Origin of the sequence: Pseudomonas sp. R25(2017), from assembly GCF_002112565.1 — a bacterium.
In the GTDB taxonomy this organism is placed as follows: Bacteria; Pseudomonadota; Gammaproteobacteria; order Pseudomonadales; family Pseudomonadaceae; genus Aquipseudomonas; species Aquipseudomonas ekonensis.
On the sequence record NZ_NEHZ01000009.1, the window covers coordinates 34,543 to 51,967 of the forward strand.

Annotated in this window: 21 protein-coding genes and 1 tRNA gene; 12 read left to right on the forward strand and 10 right to left on the reverse strand. The window is 64.4% G+C overall.

The annotated features are described in order from the left end of the window. Positions 1 to 62 precede the first annotated feature (62 nt). Positions 63 to 1,442, forward strand: a complete 1,380-nt coding sequence (locus CAG31_RS13485; RefSeq protein ID WP_085581824.1) for a Vps62-related protein — start codon at positions 63 to 65, stop codon at positions 1,440 to 1,442. On the opposite strand, the gene CAG31_RS13490 is transcribed toward CAG31_RS13485, so the two are convergent. The 7 genes from CAG31_RS13490 to CAG31_RS13520 all read right to left on the reverse strand — a co-directional run bounded on the left by CAG31_RS13490 (position 1,423) and on the right by CAG31_RS13520 (position 7,238). Further along, positions 1,423 to 2,178, reverse strand: a complete 756-nt coding sequence (locus CAG31_RS13490; protein ID WP_085581826.1) for an ABC transporter substrate-binding protein — start codon at positions 2,176 to 2,178, stop codon at positions 1,423 to 1,425. The two genes, CAG31_RS13485 and CAG31_RS13490, sit on opposite strands and share 20 nt — an antisense overlap. Before the next feature lie 73 nt (positions 2,179 to 2,251). Further along, entirely contained in the window at positions 2,252 to 3,022 is a 771-nt protein-coding gene (gene hisF / locus CAG31_RS13495; protein WP_085581828.1) for an imidazole glycerol phosphate synthase subunit HisF, read from the reverse strand. A gap of 9 nt (positions 3,023 to 3,031) precedes the next feature. After that, complete coding sequence (gene hisA / locus CAG31_RS13500) at positions 3,032 to 3,769, reverse strand: 1-(5-phosphoribosyl)-5-[(5-phosphoribosylamino)methylideneamino]imidazole-4-carboxamide isomerase (protein ID WP_085581830.1); 738 nt, start codon at positions 3,767 to 3,769, stop codon at positions 3,032 to 3,034. A 42-nt stretch (positions 3,770 to 3,811) separates the two neighbouring features. Next, on the reverse strand, positions 3,812 to 4,069 hold the full coding sequence (locus CAG31_RS13505) for a DUF2164 domain-containing protein (RefSeq protein WP_085581832.1): 258 nt from the start codon (positions 4,067 to 4,069) through the stop codon (positions 3,812 to 3,814). Beyond that, positions 4,070 to 4,708, reverse strand: coding sequence for an imidazole glycerol phosphate synthase subunit HisH (hisH, locus tag CAG31_RS13510; protein ID WP_085581846.1), 639 nt, complete (start codon positions 4,706 to 4,708; stop codon positions 4,070 to 4,072). Further along, positions 4,708 to 5,301 carry an imidazoleglycerol-phosphate dehydratase HisB gene (hisB, locus tag CAG31_RS13515; protein ID WP_085581847.1) on the reverse strand — a complete coding sequence of 198 codons (594 nt, stop codon included), beginning with the start codon at positions 5,299 to 5,301 and terminating at the stop codon, positions 4,708 to 4,710. Before hisB ends, hisH begins: the two co-directional genes overlap by 1 nt. Positions 5,302 to 5,573: 272 nt before the next feature. After that, positions 5,574 to 7,238, reverse strand: coding sequence for an OFA family MFS transporter (locus tag CAG31_RS13520; protein ID WP_085581848.1), 1,665 nt, complete (start codon positions 7,236 to 7,238; stop codon positions 5,574 to 5,576). Between the two features lie 225 nt (positions 7,239 to 7,463). Between CAG31_RS13520 and CAG31_RS13525 the strand changes: the two genes are divergently transcribed. From CAG31_RS13525 to CAG31_RS13550, 6 genes are all read left to right on the forward strand, one after another. Next, on the forward strand, positions 7,464 to 7,868 hold the full coding sequence (locus CAG31_RS13525; protein WP_085581849.1) for an acetyl-CoA sensor PanZ family protein: 405 nt from the start codon (positions 7,464 to 7,466) through the stop codon (positions 7,866 to 7,868). A 77-nt stretch (positions 7,869 to 7,945) separates the two neighbouring features. Then, positions 7,946 to 10,168: an AsmA family protein gene (locus CAG31_RS13530; protein WP_085581850.1), complete on the forward strand. Its 2,223-nt coding sequence runs from the start codon at positions 7,946 to 7,948 to the stop codon at positions 10,166 to 10,168. Next, positions 10,165 to 11,232 carry an A/G-specific adenine glycosylase gene (gene mutY, locus CAG31_RS13535; RefSeq protein ID WP_085581852.1) on the forward strand — a complete coding sequence of 356 codons (1,068 nt, stop codon included), beginning with the start codon at positions 10,165 to 10,167 and terminating at the stop codon, positions 11,230 to 11,232. Before CAG31_RS13530 ends, mutY begins: the two co-directional genes overlap by 4 nt. Beyond that, positions 11,229 to 11,501, forward strand: coding sequence for an oxidative damage protection protein (locus CAG31_RS13540; RefSeq protein ID WP_085581854.1), 273 nt, complete (start codon positions 11,229 to 11,231; stop codon positions 11,499 to 11,501). The genes mutY and CAG31_RS13540 overlap by 4 nt, the downstream gene beginning before the upstream one ends. A gap of 102 nt (positions 11,502 to 11,603) precedes the next feature. Further along, positions 11,604 to 11,679 (forward strand) — tRNA-Phe (locus CAG31_RS13545). A gap of 125 nt (positions 11,680 to 11,804) precedes the next feature. Further along, positions 11,805 to 12,149: a hypothetical protein gene (locus CAG31_RS13550; RefSeq protein WP_085581856.1), complete on the forward strand. Its 345-nt coding sequence runs from the start codon at positions 11,805 to 11,807 to the stop codon at positions 12,147 to 12,149. 2 nt (positions 12,150 to 12,151) lie between these two features. Here the strand turns inward: CAG31_RS13550 and CAG31_RS13555 are convergent, their stop codons facing one another. Both CAG31_RS13555 and CAG31_RS13560 read right to left on the reverse strand, forming a co-directional pair. Next, entirely contained in the window at positions 12,152 to 12,427 is a 276-nt protein-coding gene (locus CAG31_RS13555; RefSeq protein WP_170930019.1) for a YceK/YidQ family lipoprotein, read from the reverse strand. 93 nt (positions 12,428 to 12,520) lie between these two features. Further along, on the reverse strand, positions 12,521 to 12,976 hold the full coding sequence (locus CAG31_RS13560; RefSeq protein ID WP_085581860.1) for a hypothetical protein: 456 nt from the start codon (positions 12,974 to 12,976) through the stop codon (positions 12,521 to 12,523). A gap of 197 nt (positions 12,977 to 13,173) precedes the next feature. Here CAG31_RS13560 and CAG31_RS13565 point away from each other — a divergent pair, with 197 nt between their 5' ends. The 5 genes from CAG31_RS13565 (at position 13,174) to vapC (ending at position 15,826) form a co-directional block, all read left to right on the forward strand. Then, positions 13,174 to 14,139 carry an alpha/beta fold hydrolase gene (locus CAG31_RS13565; protein WP_139831356.1) on the forward strand — a complete coding sequence of 322 codons (966 nt, stop codon included), beginning with the start codon at positions 13,174 to 13,176 and terminating at the stop codon, positions 14,137 to 14,139. A gap of 19 nt (positions 14,140 to 14,158) precedes the next feature. Then, positions 14,159 to 14,572, forward strand: coding sequence for a hypothetical protein (locus CAG31_RS13570; RefSeq protein ID WP_085581864.1), 414 nt, complete (start codon positions 14,159 to 14,161; stop codon positions 14,570 to 14,572). Positions 14,573 to 14,578: 6 nt separating this feature from the next. Next, positions 14,579 to 15,031, forward strand: a complete 453-nt coding sequence (locus CAG31_RS13575) for a hypothetical protein (RefSeq protein WP_085581866.1) — start codon at positions 14,579 to 14,581, stop codon at positions 15,029 to 15,031. Between the two features lie 157 nt (positions 15,032 to 15,188). Next, a complete protein-coding gene (gene vapB / locus CAG31_RS13580) occupies positions 15,189 to 15,419 on the forward strand; it encodes a type II toxin-antitoxin system VapB family antitoxin (RefSeq protein WP_085582217.1) in 231 nt (76 codons plus the stop codon). Beyond that, on the forward strand, positions 15,419 to 15,826 hold the full coding sequence (gene vapC, locus CAG31_RS13585; protein WP_085581868.1) for a tRNA(fMet)-specific endonuclease VapC: 408 nt from the start codon (positions 15,419 to 15,421) through the stop codon (positions 15,824 to 15,826). Before vapB ends, vapC begins: the two co-directional genes overlap by 1 nt. Positions 15,827 to 15,899: 73 nt before the next feature. Here the strand turns inward: vapC and gabP are convergent, their stop codons facing one another. Continuing rightward, positions 15,900 to 17,291, reverse strand: a complete 1,392-nt coding sequence (gene gabP / locus CAG31_RS13590) for a GABA permease (protein WP_085581870.1) — start codon at positions 17,289 to 17,291, stop codon at positions 15,900 to 15,902. Between the last annotated feature and the right edge of the window lie 134 nt (positions 17,292 to 17,425).

The window sequence follows — 17,425 nt, forward strand, 5'->3', positions numbered from 1 at the left end:
GATAGTGAAGCCTGCAACAGGCCGCGGCCCCCTTGGGTCGCCTTTCACCATCAGGACCTTTCATGAACACACACGAAGACACCGCATTGCCGACCCGGCCAATGCAACCCCTGCGATTCGACAACCTGCTGATCAACTTCGCGACCGAGTTCTACCGGGTCTGGGACACCCGGGGCTCACGGGCCAAACCCGCCGCCTTCTGGCGCCCTGCGCCGGCCCCGGACCTGCTGCCCGGCTATTTTCCGCTGGGCGATGTGGTCGCCACTGACTTCGACAACATCAACGGCAAACGCGTAGTGGCCGTGGTCTGCGAAGCGAATGCGCACACCAAGGATCCGGCTCAAGCCAACGCACTGAGCCAGCCTGTGGACTACGAGCTGATCTGGAACGACAAGGGCACGAAATCGAAGATAGACGGCGCGCTGTGGCGCCCGATTCCTGCGCAAGGCTACGTCGCGCTGGGATCGGTGTGCACCAACGATCACGAAAAGCCTTCGCTCAACGCCGTCCGCTGCGTGCGGGCCGACCTGGTGATCGCATCGCGGGTCGACGAGCTGATCTGGAACGACAAGGGCAGCGGCTCCAGGCACAAATTCAGCGCCTGGCGCATCACGCCGCCCCATGCCCCGTCCGGGGAGATCCACCTGGCGCCCGGCACCTTTGCCGCCGACGGCAGCTACGACCGGCCGGAGCTGGGCAGCGTGGCCTATTCGTTGCGCCTGCCGGTTCCGCTTCAGGTCAGCCCCCAGCCGACAGCGCCCCAACTGACCGGAGAGCCGCCGGCCCCGCCGGTGGAGCCGGCCAAGCTCACCCACACGGCCAGGCTGCCCTGGTTCACGGTCAAGGATCCCTTGCTGTCGCCCCTCGAACAGCTGCGCCGCTCGCCAAGCTACCGACTGGAAAGGACGGACCAGTACATGCTCATCGGCTATGGCCACAACACGGAAAGCCAAGGCAGGACGTTCAGATGGACCGCGCCCCGCGCGCAAAGGGCCGAGCACCTGCGAGCATTCGCGGAACTGACGACGGTTGAGTTCGGCCGCCAATGGCCGACGGCGGAGCCGGCACCTTTGCGGTTTTCGGCGAGGCTGGACGAAGACTTCGTCCAGTGCGGCGCGCAAGCGAACGAGTGGCCCAATGACCGTCCCCTTGATGTCATCACGCTCGCCGCCGGGCAGAAATCCATCGCGGTCTACCTGGTGCAGAGCAACTTCACGCTGCTGCGCGAAGACGGCACGCCGGTGACCGACACCGTCAGCTACACCGATGGCAACCGCTTGCACCTCTGCGAACACTCGCCGCAAGAGACGGTGTTCGTCTGCCCTCCGATCCCGTCGCCGGTTCCTACGCCGGCTCCTGCTCCGGCGGACAAGCCGGCCACCGAACAGCCCTCGCCGGCAGATGTTACGGACGTGACGGACGTTACAGATACCGTCCCATGATCTCGTCGACCACGCCGTCCTTGCGCATCTGATCCAGGGCGGCCTGGAGCCGGGCGACCGTTTCGTCCGGCACTTCCTTGTTCAGCGCCAGGTACAGCTGGGCGCTGTTGAAGCGCAGCACGGTCTTGAGGCCGGTCACGCCGTCCTGGCGGGCCAGGTAGCGCCCGGCAGGGTCGCCGGTGGCCCACAGGTCGATCTGGCCGTTCACCAGTTTCTTCGCGTTGTCCTGATCGCGCAGCACCACGGTCGGCTTCAGGCCTTGCTTGGTCAGGGTCTCCGCGATCGCATCGCCTTTGTAGGCGCCGATCTTGTACTTGCGCGCGTCGTTCAGGGTTTCGAGGGTGATCTTGCTGTCAGCCCGGGCCAGCATGATCCAGTCGTCCGGGCCGATGGGGCCGACCCATTTGAACAGCCGTTCGCGGTCAGGCAGCCGCGCCATCACGAACGCACCGTAACCGGGATTCTCCAGCGCCAGCTTGTAGACCCGCTCCCAGGGGAAGCGCAGGGTCAGGCTGTAGGTGAGGCCGGCCCGCTTGAACATCTCGCGCACGATGTCCGTGGCGATGCCGTCGATGTTCTCGTCCTGGGCGAAGTTCTTGCCGTTCTTCGCCATGTTGTACGGCGGGAAGTTTTCGGTGAGGAGCACCAGACCGGTGTCGGGACTGTCCTCGGCCCGGGCCGTGTTGAACAGCAACACCGAAGCGCTGGCGAGGACGAGAAGCAGGCGTTTGATCATGTCGGGCTACCGGAATCCATGGCGTGTTCAAGAGTGCCCTGAGCACGCCATGCTGTCCACTGGCCTGTACGGCTTAGCGCATCACGATGCCGCGATGGGCCATGTAGGCCTTGGCTTCCTGCACGGTGTATTCGCCGAAGTGGAAGATGCTCGCCGCCAGCACCGCGCTGGCGTGGCCTTCGAGGATGCCGTCGGCCAGGTGCTGCAGGTTGCCGACGCCGCCGGAGGCGATCACCGGGATGTTCAGGGCATCGCTGATGGCACGGGTCACGCCCAGGTCGAAGCCGTTCTTCATGCCGTCCTGGTCCATGCTGGTCAGCAGGATCTCGCCGGCCCCCAGGCCTTCCATCTTCTTCGCCCACTCGACCGCGTCGAGGCCGGTCGGCTTGCGGCCGCCGTGGGTGAAGATCTCCCAGCGCGGGGCCTCGCCCGGGCCGGACACCTTCTTGGCGTCGATGGCGACGACGATGCACTGCGAGCCGAAGTGCTCGGCCGCTTCGCCGACGAATTCCGGGTTGAACACCGCCGCGGTGTTGATCGACACCTTGTCGGCGCCGGCGTTGAGCAGGTTGCGGATGTCCTGCACGGTGCGCACGCCGCCGCCCACGGTCAGCGGGATGAACACCTGGCTGGCCATGCGCTCGACGGTGTGCAGCGTGGTGTCACGGCCGTCGACGCTGGCGGTGATGTCGAGGAAGGTGATCTCGTCCGCGCCCTGCTCGTCGTAGCGGCGGGCGATCTCCACCGGGTCGCCGGCGTCACGGATGTTTTCGAACTTCACGCCCTTGACCACCCGGCCGTTGTCCACGTCCAGGCAAGGGATGATGCGTTTGGCCAGCGCCATGGTCAGTCCTCAGCCTTTGTACGAATCGCAGAAGGCCTGGGCCTCTGCGACGTCGAGGGTGCCTTCGTAGATCGCCCGGCCGGTGATGGCGCCGATGATGCCCGGCGCTTTCGCGTCGAGCAGCGACTTGATGTCACCCAGGTTGTGGATGCCGCCGGAGGCGATCACCGGGATCTTCGTGGCTGCTGCCAAGGCGGCGGTGAACGGCACGTTGCAGCCCTGCATCATGCCGTCTTTGGCGATGTCGGTGTAGACGATGGCGGACACGCCGTCGGCTTCGAAACGCTTGGCCAGGTCGATCACCTGCACGCTGCTGACTTCGGCCCAGCCGTCGGTGGCGACGAAGCCGTCCTTGGCGTCGAGGCCGACGATCACCTTGCCCGGAAACGCACGGCAGGCCTCGGCGACGAACTCAGGCTCCTTCACGGCCTTGGTGCCGATGATCACGTAGCTCACGCCGGCCTTGACGTAGTGCTCGATGGTTTCCAGGGAGCGGATGCCGCCGCCGATCTGGATCGGCAGGTTCGGGTAGCGTTTGGCGATGGCGGTGACCACTTCGCCGTTGACCGGCTGGCCTTCGAAGGCGCCGTTCAGGTCGACCAGATGCAGACGGCGGCAGCCGCCCTCCACCCACTTGGCAGCCATGCTCACCGGGTCATCGGAGAACACCGTGGAATCTTCCATGCGGCCCTGGCGCAGACGTACGCAGGCACCGTCTTTAAGATCGATAGCGGGAATAATCAGCATCTGGCAAACCTTCAGATTTGAATGTTCAGCTTGGCTCGGGAATCAGTTTTTCTCGAGCGCCCACAGGTCGCTTTCGATGCTTTCAAACCGCTCCTTGAGGTGGGTCTGCACATCGAAGATCGCCCTGTTGTAATAGTGCGGTGCGATTTCACGGGTAAACAGGTCAAGAATCTCCGCCGCCTCGAACGAACCCAGGTCCAGTTCGAAACGGTCCTCCATGAACCGCTGGATCTTGCGGCTGGCCTCACTCTCCTGTTCGGGCGTGAGGGTGAGGATCGGCGGCTTCTTCTTGACGGCCATTTACCAGCGACCGTCCCACGCCGCGAAGTTCTGCAGCAATTGCAGGCCGTGGGTATGGCTCTTCTCCGGGTGGAACTGCACGGCGAAGCGCGAGCCTTCGGCCAGCGCCGCCGCGAAATCGACGCCGTAATGGCCGCTGCCCACCACCTGCCGCGCGTTGCCGGCGGCGATGTAGTAGCTGTGCACGAAGTAGAACCGCGCCAGGTCCGGAATGTTGTGCCACAGCGGGTGGTCCACCGACTGCTTCACTTCGTTCCAGCCCATGTGCGGCACCTTCAGGTGCTCGCCGTCCTCATGCAGGTCCTTGCCGAAGAACTTCACCGCGCCCGGGAACAGGCCGATGCAGTCGACGCCGTCGTTCTCTTCGCTGGTGTCGAGCAAGGCCTGCATGCCGACGCAGATGCCGAGGAACGGACGGTCCTGGCTGACCTCGCGCACCAGCGAATCGAACCCCAGGCGACGGATCTCCGCCATGCAGTCGCGGATCGCGCCGACGCCGGGAAACACCACCCGGTCGGCTTCGCGGATCACGTCCGCATCGCTGGTGATCAGCACCTTGCCGGCGCCGACGTGCTCGAGGGCCTTGGCCACCGAGTGCAGGTTGCCCATGCCGTAATCGATAACCGCCACTGTCTGCATTACAGCACGCCCTTGGTCGATGGCATCTGCCCGGCCATGCGGTCGTCCAGTTCCACGGCCATGCGCAGCGCGCGGCCGAAGGCCTTGAACACGGTCTCGATCTGGTGGTGGGTGTTGTGCCCGCGCAGGTTGTCGATGTGCAGGGTGACGTTGGCGTGGTTGACGAAGCCCTGGAAGAATTCCTGGAACAGGTCGACGTCGAAGCCGCCGACGGTGGCGCGGGTGTACGGCACGTGCATCTGCAGGCCCGGACGGCCGGAGAAGTCGATCACCACGCGCGACAGCGCTTCGTCGAGCGGCACGTAGGCGTGGCCGTAGCGGCGGATGCCTTTCTTGTCGCCGATGGCCTGGGTGAACGCCTGGCCGAGGGTGATGCCGACGTCTTCGACGGTGTGGTGGTCGTCGATATGCAGGTCGCCCTTGCACTCGATGTCGAGGTCGATCAACCCGTGACGGGCGATCTGATCCAGCATGTGCTCAAGAAAAGGCACGCCGATATCGAATCGGGCCTTTCCGGTGCCATCAAGGTTGATCGAGGCTTTGATCTGGGTTTCCAGAGTGTCGCGCTCGACAGACGCCTTACGTTCGGCCATCACCAGCTCCGCAAAATCATTGGGCGAAAAAGGCAGCCATTATAGGGGCGCGGGCGGGAAACAGAAACACAGGAGGTGAGATGACTGACGGACAGGACGCCCGGCTGTCGCGGGTAGACATGTCCATACAAGCCATTGCGGATGCGGGACAGGTCGGCGTGGCGAGGGAGCTTGCTCCCGCCGGGGTGCGCAGCGGCCCCAAACGGTCTGCGGCCGAAGCGGACGCGGACTCTTCGCCACAAGAGCCCGCGCCCGCCCGGTGGATACGGCGCTTAGTGGAACAGCACCGCCGTCTTCTGCAGGGTCACCCACACGCCCCACGCCAGCGGAATGCCCACCGCCAGCCACGCGGCGATCGCCAGCGGCTTGCTGCCCGGCGCGGCTTTCCACTCAAGCACGGTGGTGGCGTCGGCGCCCTTGTCGTGGCCCAGCGCCTGTTCGGCGGCCAGTTCGGCGTCGGTCATGAAGTACTTGTCGGCCACCGGACGCACCAGCAGGTTGCACAGGAAGCCCAGCACCAGCAGGCCGGCGAGGATGTACAGGGTGATGTCGTAGGCGGCGGCGCGCTCGACGCCGATGCTCAGCTGGTACTCGCGCAGATAGTTCACCAGCACCGGGCCGAGCACGCCGGCAGCGGCCCAGGCGGTCAGCAGGCGACCGTGGATCGCGCCGACCATCTGCGTGCCGAACAGGTCGGCCAGGTAGGCCGGAACGGTGGCGAAGCCGCCGCCGTACATCGACAGGATGATGCAGAACGCCGCCACGAACAGCGCGACGTTGCCCAAGTGGCCGAGGTTCGGGATCAGCGCGTACAGGGCAAAGCCCAGGGCGAAGAACACGAAATAGGTATTCTTGCGGCCCAGGTAGTCCGAGAACGAGGCCCAGAAGAACCGGCCACCGATGTTGAACAGGCTCAGCAGCCCGGTGAAGCCGGCGGCGATCGCGGCGATCGAAGCCAGTTGCGAGGCGTCGAGCTGGCCGAACGGCAGGTCGTTGCCCAAAAGCTTGCCGCCGAACACTTCCTGCAGCAGCGGCGAAGCCATGCCGAGGATGCCGATGCCGGCGGAGACGTTCAGGCACAGCACCAGCCACACCAGGCGGAACTGCGGGGTTTTCCAGGCCACGTTCACGTGCACGTGACGGTGGGTGATCATCGCGTTCGACGCTTTCTTCGCCGGCGCGGTCCAGCCTTCAGGCTTCCAGCCGGTCGGCGGAACGCGGTAGGCCAGGGCACCGCCGATCATGAACACGAAGTAGATCGCGGCCATTGCCACGAAGCTCTGCCAGACGCCCACGCCTTGCGGCGAAGCGAAGTGGCTCATCAGCGCGGTCGCCAGAGGAGCGCCGACCATCGCGCCGCCGCCGAAGCCCATGATCGCCATGCCGGTGGCCATGCCGCGCTTGTCCGGGAACCACTTGATCAGGGTCGAGACGGGCGAGATGTAGCCCAGGCCCAGACCGATGCCGCCGATCACGCCCGAACCGATCCACATCAGCCAGATCTGGTGGGTGTAGATGCCCAGCGCAGAGATCAGCAGACCGCCGCACCAGCACAGCGCCGACACCACGCCGGCCTTGCGGGGGCCTGCGTGTTCGAGCCAGCCGCCCCAGATCGCCGCCGAGCAGCCGAGGAAGATGAAGAACAGGGTGTAGATCCAGCCGAGCATGGAGATCGGCCAGTCGCATTGCGAAGAGAAGACCTGTGCGATGAAGCTCATGTCCGGTGCGCAGGCCACCGGCGCGGTGATGCCCAGCGCCTTGGACAGCGGCAGCCAGAACACCGAGAAACCGTAGGCCATGCCGATGCACAGGTGGATGGCCAGCGCGGCCGGTGGAACCAGCCAGCGGTTGAAGCCGGGCTTGGCGATGATGCGTTCCTTGGACAGGAACGCGGGCTCGGCGGCGCGAAGGCCGTCCGCCGTGATGCTCGTGCTCATTGTGTATCCCCCAATTATTAGAATGGTTCGCCAGCCACTGCTCACCCTCGGCCTTGATGCACGCAGGCATGACCGTTGTTTTGGGGTGAAGCTCCTTGATGGCGCGACGTTAAGTCGCAGAAGGACGGACGAACGGGCGAAGGTTACCATTTGCAGGTGACAGAAAAACCAAACTGACATCACCTTTTTCACGTCATCTGATCTCGTATCACTCAGGAAAACCCCATGCCGATCATTGTCCAAGCGCTGAACGCCGCCGATTCCCGCGATCGGGAGGATTTAGAGAAGATCTACCGCGATGCGCCGCCGTGGCTGTTCGCGCCGTTTTCCGGGGCTTTGCAATTGACCGAAGAGGCCCTGGCCGACGGCACGCTCATCGCCGGGCGCTTCAATGACCGCCTGCTGGGCGCGGCACGTCTGCGACCCCAGGGCAGCGTCTGGTACTTGTCCCATTTGTGCGTCAGAAAAGTCACCCGCCGTCGTGGCGTTGCCGAGCGGTTGGTGAACGAAGCGCGGAAAATGGCGTCGCAAGCGGGGGCCCAATTGCGCCTGCAGGCACCGGCCGGCCATCTCGAGGCCCAGGCGCTGGCGGCCAAGCTGCACCTGCCGCTGGACGTGCTGCCCGCGTGAAGCCACACCAGCCGGAGGGCATGCGGCGCTATACTCCCCGGCTAAATTACGAATTCGACTAACACAAGGACTCGCCCATGAAAGCGTTCGGCAAAATCCTGGGTCTGGTGCTTCTGGGTCTGTTGCTGATCATCGTGGCGGCAGGCTTTGCCCTGACCCACTTCTTCGATCCCAACGACTACAAGGACGAAATCCGCCAGATTGCCCGCGACAAGGCCCACATCGAGCTGACGCTCAACGGCGACATCGGCTGGAGCCTGTTCCCGTGGCTCGGCCTGGAACTGCACGAGGCCAGCGTCGCGACCCTGGCCAAGCCTGCCGAACCGTTCGCCGACCTGCAGATGCTCGGCCTGTCCGTGCGCGTGCTGCCGCTGCTGCGCCGCGAGGTGCAGATGAGCGACGTGCGCGTCGAAGGCCTGAACCTGCGCCTGAGCCGCGACAAGACCGGCCACGGCAACTGGGAAGACATCGGTAAGGTGCCGGCGCCCGCCGGCAGCACCCCGCCGCCTGCGCCAGGCACGACCGCCGCCGAAGCGCCGGCCCAGCCGGAAAAGCCGGCGCAGCCGATCCGCCTCGACATCGACAGCCTCACCGTCAACAACGCCCGCGTCGAATACAACGACGAGCAGACCGGCAAGCAGTTCAGCGCCGAAAGCATCCAGTTGAGCACCGGCGCAGTGCACGATTCGACCAACATTCCGGTGAAGGCCACCGCGTTCCTCGGCACCAACCAGCCGGTGCTGCGCGTGCGCACCGAACTCAACGGCGAACTGCGCTTCGAGCGCGCGCTGCAACGCTACAAGTTCGAAGACCTGAAGCTGAGCGGTGAGCTGGCCGGCGACCCGCTGCAGGGCAAGACCGTCACCTTCGCCGCCCAAGGCCAGATGCTGCTGGACAAGGCCGCGAACGTCGCCGAATGGACCGGCATCAAGATCTCCGTGAACCAGTTGCGCGCCTTGGGCGAGCTCAAAGCCAACGACCTCGACAAGACGCCGCAGATCAGCGGCGGCATCTCCATCGCCCAGTTCGACCTGGCGAAGTTCGTCGACAGCATCGGCCAAACCCTGCCGGCCATGGCCGAAGGCAGCCTGAGCAAGGTCGAGCTGGTCAGCCGCGTCTCGGCCACGCCGACCAGCGCGGCGTTCGACAACATCAACCTGAAGCTCGACGACAGCAGCTTCAGCGGCCGCATCGCCGTCGAGGATTTCGCCAAGCAATCGCTGCGGGCGATCCTCAAGGCCGACACATTCAACGTCGACCGCTACCTGCCGCCCAAGTCCGCCCAGGCCAGCAGCGCCGCCCAAGTGCGCCAGGCCGAAGTCGCCAGCACCGAGGCCGACGCCATGGCCGGCGCCGGCTCCACGCCGCTGCCGGAAAAACCGAGCAAGAGCGCCTGGAGCGCCGAGCGCCTGTTCCCGGTGGAGCGCCTGGGCAAACTTGACGTGGACGCCGACCTGACCTTCGGCCAACTGACCCTGGACAAGCTGCCGATCCAGAACGCCGCGCTCAAGGCCACCGGCCAGGGCGGCCTGCTCACCCTGGAGAACCTGCGCGGCGAGCTGTTCAACGGCGACTTCGAAGCCAAGGGCACCCTCGACGTGCGCCCGAGCGCGCCGGTGCTGAACCTGCAGACCCGGATCAACCGCGTCCCGGTGGAGAAGATCCTCGAAAGCCAGGGCAAGAACCCGCCGGTCAAAGGGCTGGTCAACCTCACCGGCAATTTCACCGCCAGCGGCAACAGTCAGCAGGCCCTGGTCGAGACCCTCAACGGCAACGCCGGGTTCGTGATCAACAACGGCGTGCTGCTCAACGCCAACCTGGAACAGCAACTGTGCAAGGGCATCGCCACCCTCAACCGCAAGACCCTCAGCGGCGAGCCGCGGGGCAAGGACACCCCGTTCCAGGAGCTCAAGGGCAACCTGACCTTCCGTAACGGTCTGGCCAGCAACCCGGACCTGAAGGTGCGCATCCCCGGCATGACCGTCAACGGTGACGGCGACGTGGATCTGCGGGTGCTGGGCATGGACTACCGCGTGGGCATCATCGTCGAGGGCGACACCAGCGCCATGCCGGATCCGGCCTGCCAGGTCGGCGAGAAGTTCGTCGGCGTCGAATGGCCGCTGCGTTGCCGCGGGCCGCTGGAGCTGGGCGCCAAGGCTTGCCGGGTGGACAACGAACGGCTGGGCCAGGTCGCCAGCAAACTGGCCGGCGACCGGATCAGCGAGAAGATCGACGAAAAACTGGGCGACAAGGTCAGCCCTGAACTGAAGAACGCATTGAAGGGGCTGTTCAAGCGATGAGAGCGGAGCAGTTTTCAACGGCGGTGCTGGACTGGTACGACCGCCACGGCCGCCACGACCTGCCTTGGCAGCAGGGCATCAACCCGTACCGGGTATGGGTGTCGGAAATCATGCTGCAGCAGACCCAGGTCAGCACCGTGCTCAACTACTTCGACCGCTTCATGGCCGCGCTGCCCACGGTGCAGGCGCTGGCCGAGGCGCCGGAGGACGAAGTGCTGCACCTGTGGACGGGCCTGGGCTACTACACCCGCGCCCGCAACCTGCAGAAGACCGCGAAGATCGTCGTCAGCCAGTACGGCGGCGAATTCCCGCGGGATGTGGAAAAGCTCACGGAGCTGCCGGGCATCGGCCTGTCCACCGCCGGGGCGATCGCCAGCATCAGCATGGGCCTGCGCGCGCCGATCCTCGACGGCAACGTCAAACGGGTGCTGGCGCGCTTCACCGCCCAGGAAGGCTATCCGGGCGAGCCGAAGGTGGCCAAACAGCTGTGGGCCGCCGCCGAGCGCTTCACGCCCCAGGATCGGGTCAACGCCTACACCCAGGCGATGATGGACCTGGGCGCCACCCTGTGCACCCGCAGCAAGCCGAGCTGCCTGCTGTGTCCGCTGGAGAAAGGCTGCGAAGCGCACATGCTGGGCCTTGAGACCCGCTACCCGATCCCCAAGCCGCGCAAGGCGATCCCGCAGAAGCGCACGCTGATGCCGATGCTGAGCAACGGCGAGGGCGCGATTCTGCTTTACCGCCGTCCGTCCACCGGGCTGTGGGGCGGCCTGTGGAGCCTGCCGGAGCTCGACGGCCTCGACGACCTGCAGCACCTGGCCGACCAGCATTCGCTGGCGCTCGGCGAACAGCAGGCGCTGCCCGGCCTCGTCCACACCTTCAGCCACTTTCAGCTGTCCATCGAACCCTGGCTGGTGCAGGTCCAAGAGACCGGCCATCACGTGGCCGAGGCCGACTGGCTCTGGTATAACCTCGCCACCCCGCCGCGCCTGGGCCTCGCCGCCCCGGTCAAGACCTTGCTCGAACGCGCGGCCGCCGTATTGAATGCAGGAGTGTCGCCATGACCCGTACCGTAATGTGCCGCAAATACAAAGAACAGCTCGAAGGCCTGGAGCGTCCTCCGTACCCGGGCCCCAAGGGCCAGGACATCTTCGAGCACGTCTCGGCCAAGGCCTGGGCCGACTGGCAGAAGCACCAGACCCTGCTGATCAACGAAAAGCGCCTGAACATGATGAACGCCGACGACCGCAAATTCATCCAGGGTGAAATGGACAAGTACTTCTCCGGCGAGGAATACGCCCAGGCCGAAGGTTACGTTCCGCCTGCCGAATAACCCGCCGCAACGGGGGCCGGAACGTAAGCGACGGAATAATTTAAAATTTTTTTGAAAACTTGCTTGACGCCCCCCTGAAAAACCCGTTTAATGCGCCCCGTTGCCCAGATAGCTCAGTCGGTAGAGCAGGGGATTGAAAATCCCCGTGTCGGCGGTTCGATTCCGTCTCTGGGCACCACATACCGAAAACCCTGAATCGAAAGATTCAGGGTTTTTTTATGCCCGTGATTTGCTGAAGGCTGGTTTAAGCCGCATCAATCGCGGTACTTTGGCCGCCCCTTACGGAAGAGGGTTGCCTGCCCGATGAACCAGAAACGCACCCGCATCCCCCTGCCCCATCCGCCGCCCTACCGCGAAAGCCGGGTCTCGTTCTGGCTGACCGTACTCGTCGGCGTGATGCTGGCCTTCGCCATCGGCGCGTCCCTCTACCTGATCGCCGATAGCCTCATCAGCGGCTCGGTCACCACGATGAACCGCACCGGCCCGCGCCAGACCTACACCTTGGCGTCGCAGCCCGGCAGGTACTGGTTCGAGATCGTGTGGCAAGGCGTCTTCACGTTGATGCTGCTGGGCATCGTGTCGTTCGGGCTTTGGATACGGCGCAAGACGCGCCCGCGCGGTGCGCGGAGCAAGCGCACCAGGCGATGACCCTACAGGGTGTTCACGTAATCCACGGGAAGCAGGACGGTGTCCAGCGCAGCGTCCACCGGCATCGATACGACGGTGACCAGCGGACAGACGATCATGAAGTAGCAAATGATCGCCGCCGGCTTGCCGTCATTGCCGGTCACGCCGAGCAGTTGCAGATCCCCGTCGACGCCCTTGTAGTAATCCACGTCGGACATGCCTGTACTGACCCGCCCGATCATGGTGCCGCACGCGGTCTGCAACACCACCAGACCCGCCATCAAACCCACACGCAACATCCCTTTCAAAACCGACATCCTTGCATCCACAAAAACAGGAGGGGCGGGATTTTATCCGCATCGGTGCGCAAACTCCCGCCCCGCAGAACGCCGCTATTGGGTCGGCTCCCAGTTCCAGTGGAACACCAGGTTGCGTGCAGGCCCGTTGCCGATGTCAGCCATGTCGCGTCGCACTTCGCCATTGCGGGTGGCGACCACGGTGTATTTGCCCGGAGGCAACTGCGCGTAGAGCAGCGGCCCGATCTGGTTGAGGCTGAGCACCGGTTGCCCGGTCGCTTTCTGGATGACCACATCGACATCCGAGGTGTACAGGTTCTGCACGCCGACGGCGAAGGTCATGTGCAGGTTGTAGCCGGCGGACTGCTGAATGGCCCGCGATTCGTCCAGGCCGATCCCGCCGGACAGGTAGTTGATGCCGTTCTGCTGCTGTTGCTGGACTTGCACGCCGGCGCTGTCGATCGGCTCCGGGCTGGTGGCTTGCACCACCACCGGAAACAACAGCGCAACCACGGCGGCGACGGGCAGCATGCATGCAATCACGCGTTTCATGATGCGACTCCCGGGTTCGTTCAGAACCCCTTCGTTACATCTCTTTAGATTTTGCGGGGCGGGTCGGGTTTTAGATTGTTTGGGAGTTGGGTCGGGTACTAAACGGACTACGACGTTGCCGGCCACCGGTTCGAGCGCATTGCAAAACCTTCCGGGGAACGTTCATGCTCGCCTATCCAACGCCAGTCACGACCGCCATGACCCTACCCAGCGCATCGCCGACACGTGCCCAAACGCCCGACAAGGAAAGCGTGCCGTTCCATGAGCCCGCCGCCGACGGCTATCCCTTGGGCGGCTTCACCTGGCGCCACGCGCTGCCCGATGCGCGGCGCCCGGTGGTAATCATCAACGCCGCCACTTCGGTGCGCTGCCGTCACTACTCGCGCTTCGCCGCCTACCTGTTCGCCAACGGCTTCGATGTGATGACCTACGACTACCGGGGCATCGGCGAATCGCGACCGTCCGCCATGAAGGGCCTTGAGGCCTCCTGGACGGATTGGGGCGCGCTGGATTTCGAAGCGATGCTCAAGCGGGCGCAACGGGAATTTCCCGGCCAGCCCATCGACGTGGTCGGCCACAGCTTCGGCGGCTGCGCGGCAGGCTTGGGCGCCTCCGGGCAGGCGATCCGACGATTGGTCACCGTCGGCGCGCAGTTCGCATACTGGCGCGATTACGCACCCGAGCACCGCTTGAGGATGTTCGGCAAATGGCACGTGCTGATGCCGCTGCTGACGCTGTTCTGCGGCTATTTCCCCGGCAAGCGACTAGGCTGGCTGGAAGACACCCCCGCCGGCGTGGTGCGCGACTGGAGCACGCCTACGCCCCGCTACGAAGGGCGCCCGAGCGGCCGCAGGCTGCTGAGGGAAAACGGCCGGCTGCCCTTCGCCGACGTACGCGCGAAGGCGCTGGCGATCAGCATCGGCGACGATCCCTACGGCACGGTGGCGGCCACCGAACGCCTGCTCGGCTACTTCAGCCAGGCCGAAAAAACCCACTTGCGCATCGAGCCGCAGGACATCGGCGAACAGGAAGTCGGACATTTCGCCTTTTTTCGCAGCGCATACCAAGCCACACTATGGCCCATCGCCCTGACCTGGCTGCAGAGCGGCGAACTGGCCCCCGGCACGCCGGGGCGGCAGATACCGCGCAGCCAACCCCTTTAACGCATCACGGAACACACCCATGGCCTCCGCCAACAAGCAGCAGAAACGCGCCTCCCGGGCCAAAGCCAAGGCCAAGCAGAACCGCACCAAGCGCGCCGAGGCGCCGGTCGAGCTGGATCCGAACGACGACCGCATCGACTTCGAGTCGGTGGACCTGACCGAACTGTTCAAGAAAATGATCGACGCCGAAAAGATCAGCCAGCAGGCCATGTGCACGGCGTTCCTCGAAGACCCGCTGCTGGAGATCGTGTACGAGCAGGAAGGCGAGGAAGGCGCGATGGACTTCATCCTCGCGGCACTGCTGGAGTACCGCCAGTGGGCCACCGAGACCGACGAGGCCGGCGCCCTGGCGTGGATCGAATCCCCGGCCTTCCAGGCCGACTATGTGGCGGCGTCCGACGCGATCGCCGCGCAATCCCAACAGAAAGACTGAGTTCCCATGGCATCCCTGAACAAGCAACAGAAACGCGCCAAACGCGCCAAGGCCAAAGCCAAGCAGATCCGCATGGTCGGCCGCAAACCGCTGGCCCAGGACGACGACCTCGGCCACCTGGCCGAGCCGATCCCGGAATACACCCTGGCGATGTTCAGCAAAATGCGCGAAGCCGAAGCCGTCAGCCGCAACGACATGCTGCTGACGCTGCTCAGGGAGCTGGCGTTCATCATCGTCGACCACCCTGAACTGCTGGACATGGAAAACGCCGACGACGAAGGCATGGCCGCCACCCACCTGGCCGCCGACATGCTGATCGACTACCGCATGTGGGCCGACGGCATGGACATCGAGGCCGCCCAGGCCTGGCTGAGCGAGCCGCAGTTCATCACCGACTTCGGCATCGCGCTGGACGCCTACGGGCAGTCGCAGCAAGCGCAGGAAGAAAAGAGCGAATAATCCCTCGCCCGCAACGAAAACGGCCGCCCGTCATCACTGACGGGCGGCCGTTTTCGTTGGCGCATCCCTTGGTCGGAGCACAAGCATATCCCGTTGACATATCCCTTACCGCCTCTATCCTCTGAAGCCACAGATGCGCAAAGAACAGGAGAACATCATGGAGCAGACAACGATCTTCATGAACAACAGAAGCCAGGCCGTTCGCCTTCCCAAGGCTGTCGCGATGCCTGTGGACGTCAAACGGGTGGACGTTGTCGCCATCGGCAGGACACGCATCATCACGCCTGCCGGCGAAAGCTGGGACAGTTGGTTTGACGGGGACGACGTGACCGCGGACTTCATGACCGACCGCGGACAACCCGCCGACCAGGAGCGTGAATCGTTCTGATGATCAAGTTCATGCTCGATACAAACATCTGCATCTTCACGATCAAAAACAAACCACAGATCGTGCGCGAGGCCTTCACCCGTCACCACGGCCAACTGTGCATCAGCACGGTCACCTTGATGGAGCTGATTTACGGCGCAGAAAAATCCGCAGCGCCAGAAAGGAATCTCGCGGTCATCGAAGGCTTTGCCGCCCGCCTTGAGGTCTTGCCCTTTGATGAGGAAGCCGCCGCCCACACCGGCATGATCCGATCCGAATTGGCCAAGGCAGGCACGCCGATCGGCCCCTACGACCACATGATTGCAGGGCATGCGCGCTCGCGGGGTTACATCGTGATCACCAACAACGTCCGGGAGTTTGAGCGTGTTCCGGGGTTACGCGTGGAAGACTGGGTCAATCCTCGCTGATTCAACGCCCGCCAACGAAAACGGCCGCCCGTCATCACTGACGGGCGGCCGTTTTTGCATCAGGCGCTGCGGATCAGTTCAGGACGGCCGCACCGCCCTTCTCCAGCTTGCGGCGGCGGGCCACCAGCAGGCCGGCGGCGACCACCAGCAGGCTCAGCAGGCCGGTCGCGAGGATTTCCACACGGTGGGCGTCCTGGAACAGCATGATGGTCAGGGCCGCGATGATGAAGGCGATCACCGCGTAGGTCAGGCCCGGGAACAGCCACATGCTGAAGGAGATCTTCTCGCCGCGGGCCATGCGCTGCTTGCGCATGCGCAGTTGCGAGAACGCGATCACCAGGTACACCAGCAGCGCGATGGCGCCGGAGCTGGCCAGCAGGAACTCGAACACCGCAGCCGGGGCCACGTAGTTGGCGAAGGTGCACAGGAACGCCGCGCCGGTGGACAGCATCACCGCCCAGTAAGGCGTGCCGCTGTTGTTGGTGCGGGTGGCCATGGCCGGGGCGTCGCCGCGCTTGCCCAGGGAGAACAGCATGCGCGAAGAGGTGTACAGCGCCGAGTTCAGGCAGCTGGTCACGGCGACCAGCACCACGATGTCGACGATCATCTTCGCGTTCGGGATGCCCATGCGCTCAAGCACGGTCTGGTAGGAGCCCAGGTTGGCCAGCGACGGGTCGTTCCACGGCACCAGGGCCACGACGATGAAGATCGATACGAGGTAGAACAGGCCGATCCGCCAGATCACCGAGTTGGTGGCCTTGGAGATCTGCTTGCCCGGGTTCTTCGATTCCGCGGCCGCGATGGTCACGATCTCGGTGCCCATGAAGGAGAACATGGTGGTCAGGATGGCGCCCAGCACCGCGCCCATGCCGTTGGGCAGGAAGCCCTGGGTGTCGAAGATGTGCGACACGCCGCTGACCTGGCTGTTCGGTAGCAAGCCGAAGATAGCCATGATGCCGACAATGATGAAACCGATGATCGCCACCACTTTGAGCAGGGCGAACCAGAATTCGAACTCACCGTAGTTCTTCACGCTGAACAGGTTGGTCACGGTCAGCAGGAAGGTGATGATCAGCGCGAACGCCCAGATCTCGACGCCCGGGAACCACGCGTGCAGGATGGTGGCGGCGGCGTTGGCTTCCAGCGGGATCACCAGTACCCAGAACCACCAGTACAGCCAGCCGATGGTGAAACCGGCCCAATGGCCGATGGCGCGGTCGGCGTAGGTCGAGAACGAACCGGTGTCCGGCGAGGCCACGGCCATTTCGCCGAGCATGCGCATCACCAGCACAACCAGCAGGCCGGCGGCGGCGTAGGCCAGCAGCACGGCGGGACCGGCGGCGGCGATGGCGTGGCCGGAGCCGACAAACAGACCTGCACCGATTACACCGGCGATCGACAGCATGGTCACATGACGCGGTTTGAGCCCCTGTTCGAGGCCATTGGAGCTATGGGTACTGCTCATTGAAACTACCTTTGCGAGGAAAGCGATTCAGTCCGTCCCGTCTGGCGTTCCTTCTCGTAAAAAGAATCCAACGGGCCGTTCCAGATTCTGCACGCAAATATTGCGCCAAAATGTTTCAAAAGCTTCTGGCCTGC